The 18,446-nt window shown below is 66.7% G+C and carries 15 protein-coding genes; 11 read left to right on the top strand and 4 right to left on the bottom strand.

Annotated elements, in window-relative coordinates; translation table 11 throughout:
• Positions 1 to 115: 115 nt before the first annotated feature.
• The 10 genes from ATO6_RS15770 (at position 116) to ATO6_RS15725 (ending at position 11,762) form a co-directional block, all read left to right on the top strand.
• Positions 116 to 3,538 carry an indolepyruvate ferredoxin oxidoreductase family protein gene (locus tag ATO6_RS15770; protein WP_088624984.1) on the top strand — a complete coding sequence of 1,141 codons (3,423 nt, stop codon included), beginning with the start codon at positions 116 to 118 and terminating at the stop codon, positions 3,536 to 3,538.
• An 86-nt stretch (positions 3,539 to 3,624) separates the two neighbouring features.
• Positions 3,625 to 4,530 carry a lysophospholipid acyltransferase family protein gene (locus tag ATO6_RS15765; protein ID WP_088624983.1) on the top strand — a complete coding sequence of 302 codons (906 nt, stop codon included), beginning with the start codon at positions 3,625 to 3,627 and terminating at the stop codon, positions 4,528 to 4,530.
• Positions 4,531 to 4,553: 23 nt separating this feature from the next.
• A complete protein-coding gene (gene murI, locus ATO6_RS15760; RefSeq protein ID WP_088624982.1) occupies positions 4,554 to 5,366 on the top strand; it encodes a glutamate racemase in 813 nt (270 codons plus the stop codon).
• Between the two features lie 70 nt (positions 5,367 to 5,436).
• Positions 5,437 to 5,889 carry a cytochrome c maturation protein CcmE gene (gene ccmE / locus ATO6_RS15755; protein WP_088624981.1) on the top strand — a complete coding sequence of 151 codons (453 nt, stop codon included), beginning with the start codon at positions 5,437 to 5,439 and terminating at the stop codon, positions 5,887 to 5,889.
• A 54-nt stretch (positions 5,890 to 5,943) separates the two neighbouring features.
• Positions 5,944 to 6,552 carry a holin-associated N-acetylmuramidase gene (locus ATO6_RS15750; protein ID WP_254919186.1) on the top strand — a complete coding sequence of 203 codons (609 nt, stop codon included), beginning with the start codon at positions 5,944 to 5,946 and terminating at the stop codon, positions 6,550 to 6,552.
• The gene (locus tag ATO6_RS15745; RefSeq protein WP_088624980.1) at positions 6,543 to 7,049 is read left to right on the top strand and encodes a holin family protein; all 507 of its coding nucleotides are present in this window, start codon (positions 6,543 to 6,545) and stop codon (positions 7,047 to 7,049) included. The genes ATO6_RS15750 and ATO6_RS15745 overlap by 10 nt, the downstream gene beginning before the upstream one ends.
• Before the next feature lie 81 nt (positions 7,050 to 7,130).
• Complete coding sequence (locus ATO6_RS15740) at positions 7,131 to 9,101, top strand: heme lyase CcmF/NrfE family subunit (RefSeq protein ID WP_088624979.1); 1,971 nt, start codon at positions 7,131 to 7,133, stop codon at positions 9,099 to 9,101.
• Positions 9,098 to 9,610, top strand: coding sequence for a cytochrome c-type biogenesis protein (locus ATO6_RS15735; RefSeq protein WP_254919175.1), 513 nt, complete (start codon positions 9,098 to 9,100; stop codon positions 9,608 to 9,610). Before ATO6_RS15740 ends, ATO6_RS15735 begins: the two co-directional genes overlap by 4 nt.
• An 87-nt stretch (positions 9,611 to 9,697) precedes the next feature.
• Positions 9,698 to 10,474 (top strand): enoyl-CoA hydratase-related protein, encoded by a 777-nt coding sequence (locus tag ATO6_RS15730; RefSeq protein WP_088624978.1) that lies wholly within the window; start codon positions 9,698 to 9,700, stop codon positions 10,472 to 10,474.
• A gap of 127 nt (positions 10,475 to 10,601) precedes the next feature.
• The gene (locus tag ATO6_RS15725) at positions 10,602 to 11,762 is read left to right on the top strand and encodes a Hint domain-containing protein (protein ID WP_141102021.1); all 1,161 of its coding nucleotides are present in this window, start codon (positions 10,602 to 10,604) and stop codon (positions 11,760 to 11,762) included.
• Between the two features lie 16 nt (positions 11,763 to 11,778).
• On the opposite strand, the gene ATO6_RS15720 is transcribed toward ATO6_RS15725, so the two are convergent.
• The 3 genes from ATO6_RS15720 to gltX form a co-directional block, all read right to left on the bottom strand.
• Complete coding sequence (locus tag ATO6_RS15720) at positions 11,779 to 12,618, bottom strand: calcium-binding protein (protein ID WP_088624976.1); 840 nt, start codon at positions 12,616 to 12,618, stop codon at positions 11,779 to 11,781.
• A gap of 146 nt (positions 12,619 to 12,764) precedes the next feature.
• The gene (locus ATO6_RS15715) at positions 12,765 to 14,060 is read right to left on the bottom strand and encodes a citrate synthase (RefSeq protein ID WP_088624975.1); all 1,296 of its coding nucleotides are present in this window, start codon (positions 14,058 to 14,060) and stop codon (positions 12,765 to 12,767) included.
• An 84-nt stretch (positions 14,061 to 14,144) separates the two neighbouring features.
• Positions 14,145 to 15,545 (bottom strand): glutamate--tRNA ligase, encoded by a 1,401-nt coding sequence (gltX, locus tag ATO6_RS15710; RefSeq protein ID WP_088624974.1) that lies wholly within the window; start codon positions 15,543 to 15,545, stop codon positions 14,145 to 14,147.
• 100 nt (positions 15,546 to 15,645) lie between these two features.
• Between gltX and ATO6_RS15705 the strand changes: the two genes are divergently transcribed.
• Positions 15,646 to 17,631, top strand: coding sequence for a ComEC/Rec2 family competence protein (locus ATO6_RS15705; protein WP_088624973.1), 1,986 nt, complete (start codon positions 15,646 to 15,648; stop codon positions 17,629 to 17,631).
• Between the two features lie 18 nt (positions 17,632 to 17,649).
• Here ATO6_RS15705 and lexA read toward each other — a convergent pair whose 3' ends face one another.
• The gene (lexA, locus tag ATO6_RS15700) at positions 17,650 to 18,348 is read right to left on the bottom strand and encodes a transcriptional repressor LexA (RefSeq protein ID WP_088624972.1); all 699 of its coding nucleotides are present in this window, start codon (positions 18,346 to 18,348) and stop codon (positions 17,650 to 17,652) included.
• Positions 18,349 to 18,446: the final 98 nt, after the last annotated feature.

The following is an 18,446-nucleotide window of genomic DNA, read 5'->3' as shown; positions in this document are numbered from 1 at the left end:
TGTAACCAAATAAGACCCGCCGGTGTAAAGGACGGATTTCTTTTTCCTGCATAGGTCATGACTTGTGACCTAGTTCTGCGCTATGTTGAGGCAGGACGACTGAGGAGGACCGCCCATGACAGCCCCCCGTATCTCTCTCGACGATCGTTTCGATCTGGAAAAGTCACCCATCCTGCTGAATGGCACACAGGCGCTGGTGCGGCTGATGCTGACCCAGAAGGAGCGGGATCGTCGGGCCGGGCTGAACACGGCGGGTTACGTGACGGGCTACCGGGGTTCGCCCCTGGGCGCCGTCGACATGCAGATGAACCGCGCCGCCAAGTGGCTGACGGCGGCGGACGTCAAGTTCCACGAAGGGCTGAACGAGGACCTCGCCGCCACCGCGTTGTGGGGCAGCCAGCAGGCGGAACTGAGGGGCGAGGGCAAGTTCGACGGCGTCTTCGGCCTCTGGTACGGCAAGGGGCCGGGCGTCGACCGGTCGGGCGACGTGTTCCGGCACGCCAACATGGCGGGCACGTCGAAGAACGGCGGTGTTCTGGTCGCAATGGGTGACGACCACACCGGCGAAAGCTCCACCGTGCTGCACCAGTCCGAATGGGCGCTGGTCGATGCCTATATGCCCATCGTCAGCCCGGCCGGTGTGCAGGAGATCATCGACTACGGCATCTACGGCTATGCCCTGTCGCGATTCTCGGGCCTCTGGGTCGGTCTGAAGACGATGAAGGACACCGTCGAGGCGACATCGGTCATCGACGGCGATCCGCAGCGGATGCAGCTTGTCCGGCCCGAGTTTCACATGCCGCAGGGCGGGCTGAACATCCGCCTGCTGGACAGTCCGCACGATCAGGAAACGCGGATGATCGACTACAAGCGCTTCGCGGCCGAGGCGTTCAGCCATGCCAACAGGATCGACAAGCGGGGCTGGGGCAAGCCCGGGGCCAAGATCGGTTTCGTCTCGGCGGGCAAGAACTGGCTGGACCTGATGCACGCGATGAGCCTGCTCGGCATCGACGAGGCCGAGGCGGAACGGCTGGGCATCACCACCTACAAGGTCGGACAGGTGTTCCCGCTGGACATGCAGGGCTTCCACGACTGGGCCGAGGGGCTGGACCTGATCGTCGTGGTCGAGGAAAAGCGCAAGCTGATCGAGATCCAGATCAAGGAGGCGCTGTTCGACGACAACCGCTACCGCGTCTACGGATGGTACAAGGGCGGGGCAGGCGGGTTGCACCGCGAAGAGCTGTTCCCGACGCGCGGGGCGCTCGACCCAGTCTGGATCGCGGAAAAGCTGGGCGGCATCCTGATCGAGGAGGGCCGCGACACCGACCGCATCAAGGCGGGCCTGTCCGCGCTGAACGAGGCGCGGCGCAACGACAATGTCGAGGAAATCGCGACGCGGCTGCCCTATTACTGCTCGGGCTGCCCGCACAATACCTCGACCAAGGTGCCTGAGGGCTCGCGCGCCTATGCGGGGATCGGCTGTCACTACATGGTGCAGTGGATGGACCGGAACACGCTCGGCTTCACGCACATGGGGGCCGAGGGCGCGAACTGGATCGGCGAGTCGCCGTTCTCCAAGCGCGAGCATGTGTTCCAGAACCTCGGCGACGGCACCTACAACCATTCGGGCGTCCAGGCGATCCGGGCCGCGTTGGCGTCGGATGCGAACATCACCTACAAGATCCTCTTCAACGACGCGGTCGCGATGACCGGCGGGCAAAAGAACGAGGGCGGGCTGACCCCCGACCGGATCGCGCGCGAACTGGCGGCCATGGGGGTCGGCAAGATCGCGGTCGTCTTTGACCAGAAGGAAGAGCCCCGGCGCGAGGATTTCCCGAAATCCGTCGGCTGGCATGAGCGGGCCGAGATGGACGCGGTGCAGAAGGAGATGCGCGAGGTCGAGGGCGTCAGCGCGATCATCTACGTCCAGACCTGCGCCGCCGAAAAGCGCCGCCGCCGCAAGCGGGGCCAGTTCCCGGATCCGGACAAGCGGGTGTTCATCAACACCGCCGTCTGCGAGGGCTGCGGCGATTGCGGGGTGCAGTCGAACTGCGTCTCCATCGTGCCGGTCGAGACGGAACTGGGCCGGAAACGGGCCATCGACCAGTCGAGCTGCAACAAGGATTTCTCTTGCCTGAAAGGGTTTTGCCCGTCCTTCGTCACGCTGGAGGGCGCGCAGGTCAAACGTGATGTGACCGCCGCCGTGACGCTCGACCTGCCGGACATGCCGGAGCCCGAGCTGCCGCGCATCGACGGGACCTGGAACACCGTGATCACCGGCGTCGGCGGCACCGGGGTCGTGACCATCGGCGCGGTGCTGGCGCAGGCCGCGCAGATCGACGGCAAGGGCGCGGGCATGATGGAAATGGCGGGCCTCGCCCAGAAGGGCGGCGCGGTCCACATCCACGTCCGGCTGGCCGAAAGCCCCGAGGACATCAACGCGATCCGCGTCGCCACCGGCGAGGCCGACGCGCTGATCGGCGGCGACCTCGTCGTCAGCGCAGGGTCAAAGACGCTGGGCCTGACCCGCACGGGCCGCACCGGCGCGGTGGTGAACAGCCACGAGATCATCACCGGCGACTTCACCCGCAACACCGAATTCTCGTTGCCATCCGACCGTTTGGCGCTGCAACTTCAGGCTCGCATGGGCGAGAAGGTCGACCTCTTCGACGCGTCGGAACTGGCGCGGGTGACGATGGGCGACAGCATCTTCTCCAACATCATGATCTTCGGCGCGGCGTGGCAGCGGGGGCTTGTCCCGCTGTCGAAGCAGTCGATCATGCAGGCCATCGAGCTGAACGGCGCGGCGGTGGACAAGAACCAGCGTGCGTTCGAGATCGGTCGCTGGGCGGTGCTGCACCCGCGCGAGGCGGCGGGCATGTCCGAGACCAAGGTCGTCGACAAGCCCAAGAGCCTCGATGAAAAGATCGCCTTCCGCGTCGATCACCTGAAGGCCTACCAGAACAAGCGCCTGTCGAAGCGCTATCTCAAGCTGGTCGACAGCGTCACCGACCCGCGCCTGAAGGAGGCGGTGACCAAGGGCTATCACAAGCTGCTGACCTACAAGGACGAATACGAGGTCGGCCGCCTGCATCGCGAGACGCGAGCGCGGGCGCAGGCGGAGTTCGGCGGTGATTTCAAGATCACCTACCACCTCGCCCCGCCGGTGATCGAGAGGACCGGCAGCGACGGGCGCCCGGTGAAACGTCAGTTCGGCGCATGGATGGGCGGGGCGATGTCGCTCATGTCCCGGTTCAAGTTCCTGCGCGGCACGGCCTTCGACCCGTTCGGGCGCAGCGACGAGCGCAAGATGGAACGCGCGCTGATCGCGCAGTACGAGGCCGACATGGCCGAGGTCCTGCCCCATGTGTCCGACATGACGCTGGAAACCGCGATTTCGCTGGCGGAACTGCCGCTGTCGATCCGGGGCTTCGGCCCGGTGAAACAGGCCAATGCCGAACGCGCCGCCAAGACGCGCGAGGCGCTGCTGGCGACATTCCGTGCGGGCGGGCCGCAACAGGCACAGGCGGCGGAGTAAATCGTCACGCTCCTGTCATCTTTACTGGATCGTATGACCTGACGGCGGTAATCACCGCCTCAGGCACCGCCCGCGCAGGCAATACGATGAGCGCCACGACACAGCACAGCACTCCGCGCCATATCGCGCGCGAACTTTCCTACTCCCACTCCGGCGCGACGAAGCTCTCGCGCGCCTTCATCCGCACGCTGGAGAACGTCACCGGACGCCCCGGCCTCATCCGCCGCGCCGCCGGTTACGAGAATGAAGTCGCGGCGGGCCGCGATTTCTGGTCGGTGATGATGGAACGCTACGGGCTGGAGCTGGAAATCACCGCAGGCTCGCTCGACAACATCCCGCGGACCGGGCCGCTGGTGATGATCGCGAACCACCCCTACGGCATCCTCGACGGGCTGATGATGGGGCATATCCTGCAGGAGGCGCGCGGCGATTTCCGCATCCTCGCCAACCACGTCTTCCGCAAGTCCGAGGATCTGAACCGGATCATCCTGCCGATCAACTTCGACGAGACGAAAGAGGCGCTGGCGACGAATATCGAGACCCGCAAGACCGCGCTGAGCTATCTCGCGCAGGGCGGGGCGATCGGCGTCTTTCCCGGCGGCACGGTGTCGACCGCGCTCAAGCCGTTCTCGCAACCGATGGATCCCGGCTGGCGCAGTTTCACCGCGCGGATGATCGCCAAGTCCGGCGCGCAGGTGGTCCCGATCTATTTCGAGGGCCGCAATTCGCGCCTGTTCCAGCTGGCCAGCCACGTGCACTACACCCTGCGCCTCGGCCTGCTGCTCAAGGAATTCCGCTCGCGCGTCGGCACCCCGGTCCGCTGCGCCATCGGCACGCCGATTCCCGCCGACCAGATCGCGGCGCGGGTCCGCGATTCCAAGGCGTTGATGGATTACCTGCGGCGCGAAACCTACAGCCTGTCGACCGAACCGCTCAAATCGCTGGATTACGGCTTCGAATTCGAAGAAAAGCACCGCACGCCCCCGATGTGAGGGGCGGTCGCGAGGGCAGGCAGATGGCAGTTGGTATCTTCGACAGCGGGCTGGGCGGGCTGACGGTGCTCGACGCGGTGGCGAAGCGGCTGCCGGATGTGCCGCTGGTCTATTTCGGCGACAACGCGAATGCGCCCTACGGCGTGCGGGATGCCGATGACATCTACGACCTGACGACGAAAGCCTGCGCCCGGATGTTCGAGGCCGGCTGCGATCTGGTCATCCTCGCCTGCAACACCGCAAGCGCCGCCGCGCTGCGCCGGATGCAGGAAAACTGGGTGCCGACCGACAAGCGGGTGCTGGGTGTCTTTGTCCCGTTGATCGAGGCGCTGACCGAACGCCAGTGGGGCGACAACTCCCCCCCGCGCGAGGTCGCGGTAAAGCATGTCGCGCTGTTCGCCACCCCTGCCACCGTCGCCAGCCGGGCCTTCCAGCGCGAACTGGCCTTCCGCGCCATCGGCGTGGATGTCGAGGCGCAGGCCTGCGGCGGCGTGGTGGACGCGATCGAGGAGGGGGACATGATCCTGGCCGAGGCACTGGTTCGGTCGCATGTCGACGCGCTGAAGCGCAAGATGCCCAAGCCCGAGGCCGCGATCCTCGGCTGCACGCATTACCCGCTGATGGACGAGGTGTTTCAGGACGCGCTCGGGGCGGATGTCGCGGTCTACAGCCAGGCGAACCTCGTCGCCGCCTCGCTGGAGGATTACCTCAAGCGGCGGCCCGAGATGATCGGGCCGGGGACCGAGTCGATGTTCCTGACCACCGGCGACCCGATGAAAGTGTCGAACCGGGCCACGCAGTTCCTGCGGCGAAAGATCACCTTCGCGGCGGCGTGAATTGAGTAAAATCAATGTATCTCTTACATACCCTGCTAGTCTGAGGCGGTAAGGGATACCGGGGGCCGGCATGAAGGGTTTGAAGAAGAAGCGTCGCATACAGATCATCGCGCTGGCCGCGGTGGCGCTGATCATCTCCACCGGCCTGATCGGCTATGCGATGCGTGACGGGATCAACTTCTTCCGCTCGCCCTCGCAGGTGCTGGCTGAACCGCCCTCCGAACACGAGACCTTCCGCATCGGCGGGCTGGTCGAGGCAGGTTCGCTCGTGCGCGGGCAGGGTGAGACCGTAAGCTTCAACGTGACCGATGGCGGCGGCGTGGTGCCGGTGACCTACCGGGGCGTGCTGCCGGACCTCTTTGCCGAGGGGCAAGGCATGGTCGGCACCGGGCGCTACGTGAACGGCACCTTCGAAGCCTCTGAAATCCTTGCCAAGCATGACGAAAGCTACATGCCGAAAGAGGTGGTGGACGCGCTGAAGGAACAGGGCGTCTACAAGGAACCGGGCGCAGAGGACAGCTGACGTTAACCATCTTTGACCAGCCTTTCCGCATCAGGTGGAGGGCTGGCCGTGGCGTTGAGCATTCAGGACATTGCCGAAGAGATCGTGGGTCGCGAAGGCGGCTACGTGAACGATCCCGACGATCCGGGCGGGGCGACGAACCACGGGGTCACGATCCATACCATGCGGCGGCTGGGGCTGGACCTGACCGGGGACGGGCGGGTCGATTCCGCTGACGTCCGTGCGCTGGACCGGGCCGGGGCGGTGGAGATCTTTCTGGATCATTACTTCCGCAGGCCGGGGATCGACCGTTTGCCGGAGTGCCTGCAGGCGTCGGTCTTCGACATGCAGGTCAACGCAGGGGCGCACGCGGTCCGCATTCTCCAGCGTGTGCTGCGGGACATGGGCCAAGCGGTCGCCGTGGATGGGGTGATCGGGCAGCAGACGGTAGCCGCGGCGCGCGCGGCGGAGGGGCAGGCGGGCAGGCGACTCGCGGACATCTACGGGATCGCGCGGCGGAATTATTACTTCCGCCTCGCCGACCGCCGCCCGGCCAGCCGGAAATACGCCCGAACGCGAGCAGGTCGCAAAGGGGGCTGGATCCGGCGGGCGGAAGAGTTCATCGCGCCGCGCTATCACATGAGCCCGACCGATTTCCGCGAAAGGACAGCCGGATGGGACTGATCGAGGGCACGCTCAACACGGTGTTCGGCGGTGGCCGCAACGTGGTCCGCGAGACGGTCGAAGTGTTCCGCGAGAATGCCGAAGCGGGCGCGCAGCGCGCCGCCGAGAGCCACGGCGCGGCGCTGGAGCAGTTCGCGGCAGAGTTCCGGCCGGCGCGCAGCCGGTTCGACATCCTGATCGACGGGCTGAACCGACTGCCGCGCCCGCTGCTGGCCTTCGGGACGATCGGGCTGATGATCTCGGCCATGACGGAACCCGCGTGGTTCGCCGAACGGATGCAGGGGCTGGCACTGGTGCCTGAGCCGTTATGGTGGCTGATGGGGGCCATCGTCAGCTTCTACTTCGGCGCGCGGCACCAGTTGAAGGGGCAGGAGTTCCAGCGGGAGATCGCGGCAACTGTCGCGCGGTTGCCGGCCACAGGTCCAGACACCGCAAAAGCCGAGACGGACACCGACCTGAATCCCGCGCTCGAGGACTGGCGCGAGGGGCGACCCTGAGCGCGGGGGCCGCGACAATGTGATCGCGCGGCGCGGGGGATTCCGTTTGGACGTATCGCGGCCAGTGCATATAAGCAGGCCATGCTCGCTGAACTCGGTCATTTCACCCTGATCCTCGCCTTCGCCTGCGCGCTCGTGCAGGCCACGGTTCCCCTTTACGGTGCCGCACGGCGCAATGCCGGGCTGATGGCCATGGGCGAACCGGCGGCGAACGCGCAGTTCCTGCTGGTCGGGTTCGCCTTCGCGGCGCTGACCTATGCCTTTGTCACCTCGGACTTTTCCCTGTCGCTGGTGACGAACAACAGTCATTCGCTGAAACCGATGCTCTACAAGGTGACGGGTGTCTGGGGGAACCACGAAGGCTCCATGCTGCTGTGGTCGCTGATCCTCGCGCTGTTCGGGGCTGCGGTGTCGTGGTTCGGGGCCGACCTGCCCGCGACGCTCAAGGCGCGGGTGCTGGGGGTGCAGGGCATGATCGCCTCGGCCTTCCTCGCCTTCCTGATCTTCACATCGAACCCGTTCCTGCGGCTGGCCGTACCGCCGATGGACGGACACGACCTGAACCCGCTGCTGCAGGACCCCGGCCTCGCCTTCCATCCGCCGTTCCTCTACCTCGGTTATGTCGGGCTCTCGATGTCCTTCTCCTTCGCCGTCGCGGCGCTGATCGAGGGGCGTGTGGACGCCGCATGGGGTCGCTGGGTGCGGCCTTGGACGCTGGCCGCTTGGGTCTTCCTGACCATCGGCATCGCGCTCGGATCGTGGTGGGCATATTACGAGCTTGGCTGGGGCGGCTTCTGGTTCTGGGACCCGGTGGAAAACGCCAGCTTCATGCCCTGGCTCATCGCCGCCGCACTGCTGCACTCGGCCATCGTTGTCGAGAAACGCGAAAGCCTGAAAGCCTGGACCATCCTGCTAGCGATCATCGCCTTCGGCTTTTCGCTGGTCGGGGCGTTCATCACGCGCTCAGGCGTCCTGACCTCGGTCCACGCATTCGCCAACGACCCGGAACGCGGGGTCTTCCTGCTGGCGATTCTCGCGGTCTTCATGGGCGGGGCGCTGACGCTCTTCGCATGGCGGGCCGAGGCGCTGGTGTCGCGCGGGGTTTTCGGGCTGGTCAGCCGCGAAAGCGGGCTAGTGCTGAACAACATCCTGTTGGGTGTCGCCGCCTTCGTCGTCTTCATCGGCACCATCTGGCCGCTAGTGGCCGAGCTGCTGTTCGACCGCAAGCTGTCGGTGGGTGAGCCGTTCTTCAACATGGCCTTCACACCCTTCATGATCCTGATCGGCCTCACCCTGCCGTTCGGGTCGATGCTGCCGTGGAAGCGCGCCAAGCTGGGCCGCGTGACGCGCGCCCTCGTCCCCGCCGCCGTGCTGGCCGTCGCCGTGCTGGCGCTGAGCTGGGCGATGCAGACCGGGCGTTCGGCGCTCGGACCCGTCGGTCTGATGCTGGGCACGTGGCTGGTCGCCGGTGCGGTCGTCGACCTGTGGTCGCGGACCGGGCGCGGGGCCAACCGCCTTGGCCGCCTGACGCGTCTGCCGCGCGCCGACTGGGGCAAGTCGGTGGCCCATGCCGGGCTGGGGGTCACCATGGCTGGTGTGGCCGCGATGCTGGCCTGGCAGGCGGAGGACATCCGCGTCGTCCAGCTGGGCGACACGGTCGATATCGCGGGCTACCGGATTTCGCTGGATCAGGTGCGCCGGGTCGAAGGGCCGAACTACATCTCGACCACCGGCGACGTGACCCTGTCGCGCGCGGGCGCCGAGATCGCGCGTCTGCATCCCGAGAAACGCTTCTATCCCGTCGCCCGGATGCCCACGACCGAAGCCGCGATCGACATCGGTTTCTGGCGCGACATCTACGTCGTGATCGGTGACCCGCAGGATGGCGGTGGCTGGGCGATGCGGACCTACTACAAACCGCTGGCCAACTGGATCTGGGGGGGCGCGATCCTGATGGCGCTCGGCGGGTTCCTGTCGCTGTCCGACCGCCGCTTCCGCGTCGCCGCAGGTGCGCGCAAGGTCGCGGCGGGCGACGGAGTGCCGGCGGAATGATGTGGCTGGGACGGATCGGACGGGCGGTGCGTGCGAGCACGCACCCTACAGGATGGATCGGCGGGCTGTGCCTTGCGCTGGCCGTGCTCGGGTCGCCGGCGTGGGCCGTGCAGCCGGACGAGATACTCGATGACCCGGCGCTCGAGGCGCGGGCACGGGAGATCTCCAAGGGCCTGCGCTGCCTCGTCTGCCGGAACGAGAATATCGACGACAGCAATGCCGAACTGGCCCGCGACCTGCGGCTGCTGGTGCGCGAACGGCTGGTGGCGGGGGATACGGATCAAGAGGCCGTCGACTACATCACCGACCGCTACGGGGAATACGTCCTGCTGAAACCGACGATGGGCGGGGCGAACTGGCTGCTCTGGGCGGCCGGGCCTTTGCTGCTGGTGACGGGGCTGGGGATCGGCGCGGTCTATGTCCGCCGCCGCGCCACGGCCAGCGCGGCGGGCGAGGGCGATCTGTCCGAAGCCGAGCGCAAGCGGCTGGACGAGATACTAGGCGAGTGAATGACGGGCTGACGCCCGGTCGCTCTTCCACATCCTGCGGAATTGGGTTTCACTGCGCGGCAACCACGCCGAGGCAGGGAGGCTTTCATGGACTACCAGACCATCACGCTCGACATCACCGACGGCGTCGCCGTCATCCGGCTGAGCCGGGCCGAAGTGATGAACGCCCTCAACGGGCAGATGCGGGCCGAGATCACCCATGCCGTCGGCGAAGCGGGCCGCACTGCGCGCGTCGTGGTGCTGACGGGCGAGGGGCGCGCCTTCTGCTCCGGTCAGGACCTGAGCGACCGGTCCTCGGTCGCCAACCCGGATCTGGAGCGGACGCTGCGCGACGAATACCAGCCGATGCTGATGGCCATCGTGAACTGCCCGGTGCCCACGATCTGCGCCGTGAACGGCGCGGCGGCGGGGGCGGGGGCGAACCTCGCGCTGGCGGCGGACGTGGTGATCGCGACGGAAAGCGCCTATTTCATGCAGGCCTTCACCCGGATCGGCCTGATCCCGGACGCGGGCGGCACATGGACGCTGCCGCGCACGATGGGAATGGCCAAGGCCATGGGCGCCGCGCTGTTCGCCGATCGCATCACCGCGAAACAGGCCGACGACTGGGGCCTGATCTGGGAACACGCCCCGGATGCCGAGTTCGAGGCGACATGGAAGGCGCGTGCCGCGCATCTCGCCAAGGGGCCGACGCTGGCCTATCGCCACGTCAAGACGATCATCCGCGCCTCGTTCGAGAACGATCTGGAAACCCAGCTGACCGCCGAGGGCAAGGCGCAGGGCGCCTGCGGCCAGTCCCGCGACTTCAAGGAGGGCGTCGTCGCCTTCATGGAGAAGCGCCCGGCGCGGTTCGAGGGGCGCTGATCGCTGTCGCCGAACTGAAGACAATCTGGCGGCGCGGATGATATTCAGCGCCGTTTAACGCTATTTCCATACTTTTGCCCCAATTCTGCCGCATACAGCGAACCGCTTGCAGGTGTGGGTATGTGCCGTGGCACTTAATGTAACGATTTCCGTCCTTTATCTGGGCAATCTGGCCGATCTGGATACGAATGAATCCACCCTGGCCATGGAGACGCCCGGACTGCTGATCGGCACCTACGGGTCGGCCTCTGACCCGCTTTACAAACAGCGGACCTATATCGAAACGGACAGTCCGATCGGGGACGGGCCGGGGGATGCCGGTGATCAGGACGATGACGGGTCGGTCTCCAGCAACAACACGGATCTGGGCAGTCCGGACACGCTGACCTACGACATCGGCGCGGGCACCGTGACGACCCGGATCGACTCGATGGCGGCGGTCAATGGGACGATCACCTTCTGGGACGGCACCACCTACACCGCGACCTTCGCGGTCTTTCAGGACACCAACGGCGAACTGTTCCTTGCCATCAGCGACAGCCAGACCACGCTGGACGACAAGGCCGTCCGCAGTTTCCAGATCACCAGTGTCGTCAAGCACGACTACACCGGTCTGGATCAGGCCAGCCGGAACGATCTGCACTTCGTGGCCTGCTTCACGGACGATGCGGCCCTGCTGACCCCCGATGGTGAACGGCCCATCACGGAGCTGAAGGCCGGCGACCTGCTGATGACGCGGGATCACGGGGCCCAGCCTATCCGCTGGATCGGCGCGGCGACGGTCGAACTGGACCGGTTGCAGCGGCACCCGTCACTGCGGCCCTATCGCGTGGCATCGGGAACCTTCGGACCCGGCCTGCCGACACGGGATCTTGTCCTGTCACCGCAGCACCGCCTGCTGACCACCGGCAAGATCGTGGAACGTCAGACCGGCCAGCGCGAGGCATTGGCGGCGGTAAGGCACTTCCTGCCTCTGCCGGGGATCGAGCGGTTGTGGATGAACCGTGCGATCACATACCGGCATGTCCTGCTCGACCGGCACGAGGTGATCTTTGCCAACGGCCTGCCGACGGAAAGCCTGTTTCTCGGCCCCGGCGCGTTCATGGCGATGGATGCCGGGCAGAAGTCTGAGATCGCCATGATATTTCCGGACCTCACACCGGGGGCCATGTCCCTGCATCCGGCCGTTCCGCTGGCCTCGGGCCGCGACATGCGCGGGATCGTCCGCCGCCTTGAACGGCGTGGTGCGCGCGGGCAGGCGGCCAGCCCCAGCTTGATCCTGGCCTGACCCGCCCGCGGCCGCGTCAGTAGCCCGCCATCGCGATCTCGCTCAGCTGAAGCCTGGCCGCGCCGGGCGCGTTCTGCACCTGAAGGATCAGCCGGCCGTCGGCAAAGAGGTTCGAAACTCCCTCAGCGTCGTCATGTTCCAGCGACAGGATCGGGGCAGGGCCCGAGGCATCGTATTCGAACATCAGGATGTCGCCCGAGGTCGTGGCGTCGCGCAGATCGGTCACAACCGCGTGGCCCGCATCGGTGTTCATCCAGTCGCCGACGATGACCAGATCCTCGCCCTCGCCGCTGGTGCCGGTGTCGTTGGCGCCAAGGATCAGCGCATCCTCGCCCGCACCGCCGAGCAGCAGGTCCGCCTCGCCGAAATCGCGGGTTGCGACGACGTATTTGTCGGAATCCAGCAGGTCGCTGACGTCCTGCGTCTGCTGCGCCGCGATGATGTCGTTGGCCAGGTCGATGTCGCGGATCCCGTCGGACCCTACCAGGAGGTCGTCCCCCGCACCGCCGTCCAGCGTGTCCTCGCCACGGCCGCCGACCAGAACGTCGTCGCCAGTGACGCCCTGCAGCAGGTCGTCGCCCTTGCCGCCAAGGATGGCGTCGCCACCGGCATTGCCGTCCAGCTGATCGTCGCCTTCGAGACCCAGCAGGACGTCGTCGCCGCCGAGACCGGTCAGCAGGTCGATCCCCGAGGTGCCGACGAGGATGTCGTTGTCCTCGGTGCCTTCGACCTTTTCGGCGACTTCGGTATCGTCGTCACCGCCGCTGTCGTTGCCGATGAAAATGAATGCGCTCAGCCCGATAAGCGCGAGAAAGGCGATGATCATGGTGCCACCCAGAAGGAAAACCTGGCCCATTTAGAAATGAATTCATCCGCCGCCAAATAGCATCGTGATGGAATTGTTGCGTCTAAGGAGACAGTGATTTTCCGGACGCGCAATTGGTGCCGAAGGAATGAAAAAAGGCGCCCTGAGGCGCCTTTTTCGTTGCGTATCGGCGTCGATCAGCGGTTTTCGACTTCGACGTATTTCCGCTGCGACGGGCCGGTATAGAGCTGGCGCGGACGGCCGATCTTCATTGCCGGATCCTCGATCATTTCCTTCCACTGGGTGATCCAGCCGACGGTCCGCGACACGGCGAAGATCGGCGTGAACATGGAGGTCGGGAAGCCCATGGCCTCCAGAATGATGCCCGAATAGAAATCGACGTTCGGGAACAGCTTGCGGTCGATGAAGTACTGATCTTCCAGCGCGCGCTTCTCGACTTCCTTCGCGACGGCGAGGATCGGGTTGTTCTCGACCCCCAGCAGGTCCAGCACTTCGTCGCAGGACTGTTTCATCACGCGGGCGCGCGGGTCGAAGTTCTTGTAGACCCGGTGGCCGAAGCCCATCAGACGGAACGGATCGTCCTTGTCCTTGGCGCGGGCGAGGTATTCGTCGATCCGGTCGACGGTCCCGATTTCCTTGAGGCTTTCCAGCGCCGCCTGGTTCGCGCCGCCGTGTGCCGGGCCCCAGAGGCAGGCGATGCCGGCCGCGATGCAGGCGAACGGGTTCGCGCCAGAGGAGGACGCCAGACGCACCGTCGAGGTCGAGGCGTTCTGTTCGTGATCCGCGTGCAGGGTGAAGATCCGGTCCATCGCGCGGCTCAGGATCGGGTTCACCTGGTATTCGGCCGCCGGAACGGCAAAGCACATGCGCAGGAAGTTGGACGCGAAGTCCAGATCGTTGCGCGGATACACGAAAGGCTGGCCGATCGAGTACTTGTAGGCCATCGCCGCGATGGTCGGCATCTTGGCGATCAGGCGGATCGAGGCGACCTCGCGGTGCCACGGATCGTGGATGTCCAGAGAGTCGTGGTAGAACGCGGACATCGCGCCGACCACGCCGGTCATGATCGCCATCGGGTGCGCGTCACGACGGAAGCCGGTGAAGAACCGGTGCATCTGTTCATGCACCATGGTGTGGTTGGTCACCCGGCTCTCGAAATCCTCGAGCTGCGCGGCGGTCGGCAGTTCCCCGTAGAGCAGGAGGTAGCAGACCTCGAGGAAATGCGATTTCTCGGCCAGTTCGTCGATCGAGTAGCCGCGGTGCAGCAGGATGCCTTCGTCGCCGTCGATGAAGGTGATCGCGCTGTCGCAGGACGCGGTCGAGGTGAAGCCGGGATCGTAGGTGAACACGTCGGCCTGACCGTAGAGCTTGCGCACGTCAATGACGTCCGGGCCCTCGGTCGGGGACAGGATCGGAAGATCGTAGCTCTCGTTGCCGATCGTCAGCGTTGCTTTCTTGTTCGTATCCGCCATTCTCTTCCTTCCTCTGTTGCCTGCCGGGTGTCCCGGCCTCGTATCTGTCGCGCCTTGCGCGTCGGTTAATTCCGCGCTGCCATGTCAGGCGGCGGCGTCGGAGATGCGGGCGAGGGTTTCATCCTTGCCCAGTACAATCATCATGTCGAAAACGCTGGGGGTGGCGGAACGTCCTGCCAGAGCGGCACGCAGAGGGGCCGCCAGTTTGCCGAATTTGGTTTCCCTGTCCTGGGCAAACCCATTCAGTACGTCCTCCAGCTTGTCTTTCGACCAGCTAGCATCTCGCAGGTGCGGCGTCAATTCCGAGAGCCATGTGCGTGCCTGCACATCCAATGCACTTGCCGATTTTTCATCCGGTTCTATCGGGCGCTCGGTCGTTGCGAAATGCGCCTTTTCAAGCAGTTCCGGCAGGGTCTTCGCCCGTTCTTTGAGGAAGGGCATCGCTTCACGCACCCGGTCGCGCGCCGCGCCGGTCAGGGCGGGCTGGCCGGTGACGGCCAGAAACGCCTCGAGTTCGTCCATCAGCGCACCGTCTTCGGTCGCCGCGATGTGCTGGCCGCACAGATGCTCCAGCTTCTTGAAATCGAACCGCGCTGCGCCCTTGCCGATGCCGTCCAGATCGAACCACTCCATCGCCTGCGCATCGGTGAAATATTCATCGTCGCCGTGGCTCCAGCCGAGGCGGGCGAGGTAGTTGCGCATTCCCGCGGCCGGATAGCCCATGTCGCGGTATTCCTCGACGCCGAGCGCGCCATGCCGCTTGGACAGCTTCTTGCCGTCGGGCCCGTGGATCAGGGGAATGTGGGCATAGACCGGCAGGGGCCAGTCCATGGCGCGGTAAATCTGCATCTGGCGCGCGGCGTTGTTGAGGTGGTCGTCACCCCGTATCACGTGCGTCACCCCCATGTCGTGATCGTCCACCACGACCGCAAGCATGTAGACGGGATTGCCGTCGGACCGCAGCAGGATCATGTCGTCCAGCTGGTCGTTGCGGATCGTCACGTCGCCCTGCACGCGGTCCGCGATCACCGTCGCGCCCTCCTGCGGGGCCTTCAGGCGCACCACGTGGGGCAGGTCGGGATGGGTGGCGGGATCGGCGTCGCGCCACGGGCTGCGGTAGAGGGTCGACTTGCCCTCGGCCTTGGCCTGATCGCGGAACGCCTGGATTTCCTCCTGCGTGGCGAAGCACTTGTAGGCATGTCCTCCGGCCAGCATCTGCAGCGCGACCTCGCGGTGGCGGTCGGCGCGTTCGAACTGGCTGACGGGTTCACCATCGTGGTCGAGGCCGAGCCACGCCAGCCCGTCGAGGATCGCCTGCGTCGCCTCGGGGGTCGAGCGGGTGCGGTCCGTGTCCTCGATCCGCAACAGGAATTTCCCGCCCCGGCCACGGGCATAGAGCCAGTTGAACAGCGCCGTCCGGGCACCGCCGATGTGCAGGTAGCCGGTCGGAGAGGGGGCGAAACGGGTGACGATCTGGTCGGTCATGCGGGGGGATCGAGGCTCCTCGGCGGGCGGATTAACCACTTGCTAACCGTGAGCGGGCTAGCGTCGGGGTCTGTCTACCGACGCCGCCGGGGGGAGACAAGTGCCGGGCCTTCTCAGCGTTCCGGGCGCCGTGCTGACGGCGCAGCGGGGTCACCTGTTCCCCTGGGCGCCCGTCGCCTATGGCGCGGGCATCGCCGGGTATTTCGCGCTGCCGTCCGAACCGGGGTCTGCTGTCGTGGCGGGGCTGGTTTGCGGGGCGGTGTGCCTTGGATGGCTGGCCCTCCGCGCGGGGGCGGCGGGCGGGCCGGTGCTCTGGGCCGCGGCGCTGGCGCTGGCGGGCGTGGCGGTCGGCGCGGGACGCACGGCGTTCGTCGCCGGGCCGGTGCTGGGCTTCCGCTATTATGGCCCGGTCGAGGGGCGCGTGGTGGACATCGACCGCTCGGCCTCGGACGCGCTGCGGCTGACGCTGGACCGGGTGCGGCTGCTGGACTTCGGCGCGGACGAGGTGCCGCGCCGGGTGCGCATCTCGCTCCATGGCGACCAGCGGTGGCTGGTGCCCGCGCCGGGGATCACGGTCGTCGCCACGGCCCATCTGTCGCCGCCGGGCGGGCCGGTGGAGCCGGGCGGCTTCGATTTCCGCCGTCACGCATGGTTCGAACGGCTCGGGGCGGTCGGCTACACCCGGACGCCGGTGCTGGAGTACGCACCCGCCGTCGCCGGTGAAGACCGCGTTTTCCGCTGGCGCATGGCGCTGGCCGACCGCATCCGCGAAGGGCTGCCGGGCGAACGGGGCGCCGTGGCAGCGGCGCTGATCGCGGGCGACCGGTCGGCGATGCGCGAAGAGACGGTGGTGGCGCTCCGCGCGGCGAACCTCGCGCATCTGCTGGCCATTTCGGGCCTGCACATGGGGCTGGTGGCGGGGTTCGTCTTCGGCACGGTGCGGCTGGCGCTGGCGGCGGTGCCGTGGGTCGCGCTGCGCTGGCCGCTGCACAAGATCGCAGCCGTCGCGGCGCTGACCGCATCGGGCGGTTACCTGATCCTTTCGGGCGGCAATGTCGCCACCGAACGGGCCTTTGTCATGGTCGCCGTCGCGCTGGCGGCGCTGATGGCCGACCGACGGGCATTGAGCCTGCGGGCGGTGGCCGTCGCGGCGCTCATCGTGTTGACGCTCCGGCCCGAGGCTTTGCTGGGGCCGGGCTTCCAGATGTCCTTTTCCGCCACCGTCGCGCTGGTCGCGGCCTTCGGATTGCTGCGCGACCGGGGTGGCGGGCGGCTGCCGCGCTGGATCGCGCCGGTGCTGGCGGTCTTCCTGTCGTCCTTCGTCGCGGGGCTGGCGACGGCCCCGGTCGCGGCGGCGCATTTCAACCAGATTGCCCGGTTCGGGCTGGTGGCGAACCTGCTGGCGGTGCCGGTCATGGGCGTGCTGGTGATGCCCGCCGGGGTGACGGCCGCCCTGCTGATGACGGTCGGGGCCGAGGGTCCCGCGCTGTGGATCATGGGGCAGGGGATCGGATGGATCCTGACCGTCGCGACACGCGTCGCCGATCTGCCCGGCGCGTTGAGCCATGTGCCCACGCCGGATGCGCCGGTGCTGCCGCTCTTCGCGCTCGGCCTGCTGATGCTGTGCCTGTGGCAGGGGCGGCTGCGGGCCGCAGGGATGGTGCCGCTGGCGCTGGCCGGGTTGCTCTGGTGGGGCACGGAGCGGCCGGAGGTCCTCGTGGCCGAGGGCGGGGCGCTGGTCGGCGTGATGACAGAGGAAGGGCGGGCGCTGTCGCGGGCGCGGGGCGGCGGGTTCGTCGCGGGGACGTGGCTGGAGAACGACGGCGACCCGGTCCCGCAGGAGGAGGCGGCGGCACGCTGGCGGCTGGTGCCGGAGGGCCTGGCCCGGCATGTCACCGGGCGTGTCCGGGTGTCGGAACTCACCGAGTGCGGGGCCGGGATCCTCGTGGCGAACGCGAAGGCCCCGCCGCTGGAGGGCTGTCTGATCTTCGACGCCGCGACGCCCTCGGCCGCTCTGACCCGCAGCCCGGACGGCTGGATCGTTACCCGCGCAAACGAAAAGGGGCGCCCCTGGACGCCCCCCTGAAACCGCTCCGCCGGATGCTCAGTAGGTCCGGATCAGCCCGACCAGACGGCCCTGCACCTTGACCATGTGCGAGGGCAGCACCCGCGTCTCGTAGGCAGGGTTCGCGGCCACCAGTTCGATCTGGTCGCCCCGGCGGAAGAAACGCTTCAGCGTCGCCTCCTGATCCTGCACCAGCGCCACGACGATGTCGCCGTTGTCTGCCGTCGACTGTTCGCGGATCACCACGACGTCGCCGTCATTGATCCCCGCGTCGATCATCGAGTCGCCCCGCACCTCAAGCGCGTAATGCTCGCCCCGGCCCGAGATCATCGCGCCGGGCACCGCGACATGGTGCGACACGTGGTTGATCGCCTCGATCGGGACACCGGCGGCGATACGGCCCATGACCGGCAGTTCCAGCGCGTCGACGGCCACGGCCTGCGCGGCAGAGGGACGGTCGGCCGGGTCGGGCGCACCGCCCTCGATCACCTTGGGCGTGAAGGTCCTGGCCTCGCCCCCCAGCGTTTCGGGCAGGCGCACGATCTCGATCGCGCGGGCCCGGTGCGCGAGGCGGCGGATAAAGCCGCGTTCCTCGAGGGCGGTGATGAGCCGGTGGATGCCGGACTTGGAGCGCAGGTCGAGCGCCTCCTTCATCTCGTCGAACGAAGGCGGAACGCCGTCGCGCTGCATCCTTTTGTGAATGAATTCAAGCAGGTCGAGCTGCTTCTTGGTCAACATGGCCCACGCCCCTTGAGGTTGTTCATCTGCTTTGTTCTACACCTGTTCACTATTTGTGTCAACGCGCTGTTCCGCCTTGGGCTTTGACTCGGCTGCGA

Source organism: Oceanicola sp. 22II-s10i, from assembly GCF_002210105.1.
Lineage (GTDB): Bacteria > Pseudomonadota > Alphaproteobacteria > Rhodobacterales > Rhodobacteraceae > Pseudooceanicola.
Note: the sequence above shows the minus strand (reverse complement) of the source record. Positions and strands in the feature narration are given on the sequence as shown.

Bases quoted from the DNA above. Each gene is read 5' to 3' on its own strand.
- ATO6_RS15720 (WP_088624976.1), bottom strand. From the start codon at position 12,618: ATGGGCCAGGTTTTCCTTCTGGGTGGCACCATGATCATCGCCTTTCTC.
- gltX (WP_088624974.1), bottom strand. From the start codon at position 15,545: ATGACCGACCAGATCGTCACCCGTTTCGCCCCCTCTCCGACCGGCTAC.
- ATO6_RS15715 (WP_088624975.1), bottom strand. From the start codon at position 14,060: ATGGCGGATACGAACAAGAAAGCAACGCTGACGATCGGCAACGAGAGC.
- ATO6_RS15735 (WP_254919175.1), top strand. From the start codon at position 9,098: ATGATGTGGCTGGGACGGATCGGACGGGCGGTGCGTGCGAGCACGCAC.
- ATO6_RS15770 (WP_088624984.1), top strand. From the start codon at position 116: ATGACAGCCCCCCGTATCTCTCTCGACGATCGTTTCGATCTGGAAAAG.
- murI (WP_088624982.1), top strand. From the start codon at position 4,554: ATGGCAGTTGGTATCTTCGACAGCGGGCTGGGCGGGCTGACGGTGCTC.
- lexA (WP_088624972.1), bottom strand. From the start codon at position 18,348: ATGTTGACCAAGAAGCAGCTCGACCTGCTTGAATTCATTCACAAAAGG.
- ATO6_RS15745 (WP_088624980.1), top strand. From the start codon at position 6,543: ATGGGACTGATCGAGGGCACGCTCAACACGGTGTTCGGCGGTGGCCGC.
- ATO6_RS15765 (WP_088624983.1), top strand. From the start codon at position 3,625: ATGAGCGCCACGACACAGCACAGCACTCCGCGCCATATCGCGCGCGAA.
- ccmE (WP_088624981.1), top strand. From the start codon at position 5,437: ATGAAGGGTTTGAAGAAGAAGCGTCGCATACAGATCATCGCGCTGGCC.
- ATO6_RS15730 (WP_088624978.1), top strand. From the start codon at position 9,698: ATGGACTACCAGACCATCACGCTCGACATCACCGACGGCGTCGCCGTC.
- ATO6_RS15740 (WP_088624979.1), top strand. From the start codon at position 7,131: ATGCTCGCTGAACTCGGTCATTTCACCCTGATCCTCGCCTTCGCCTGC.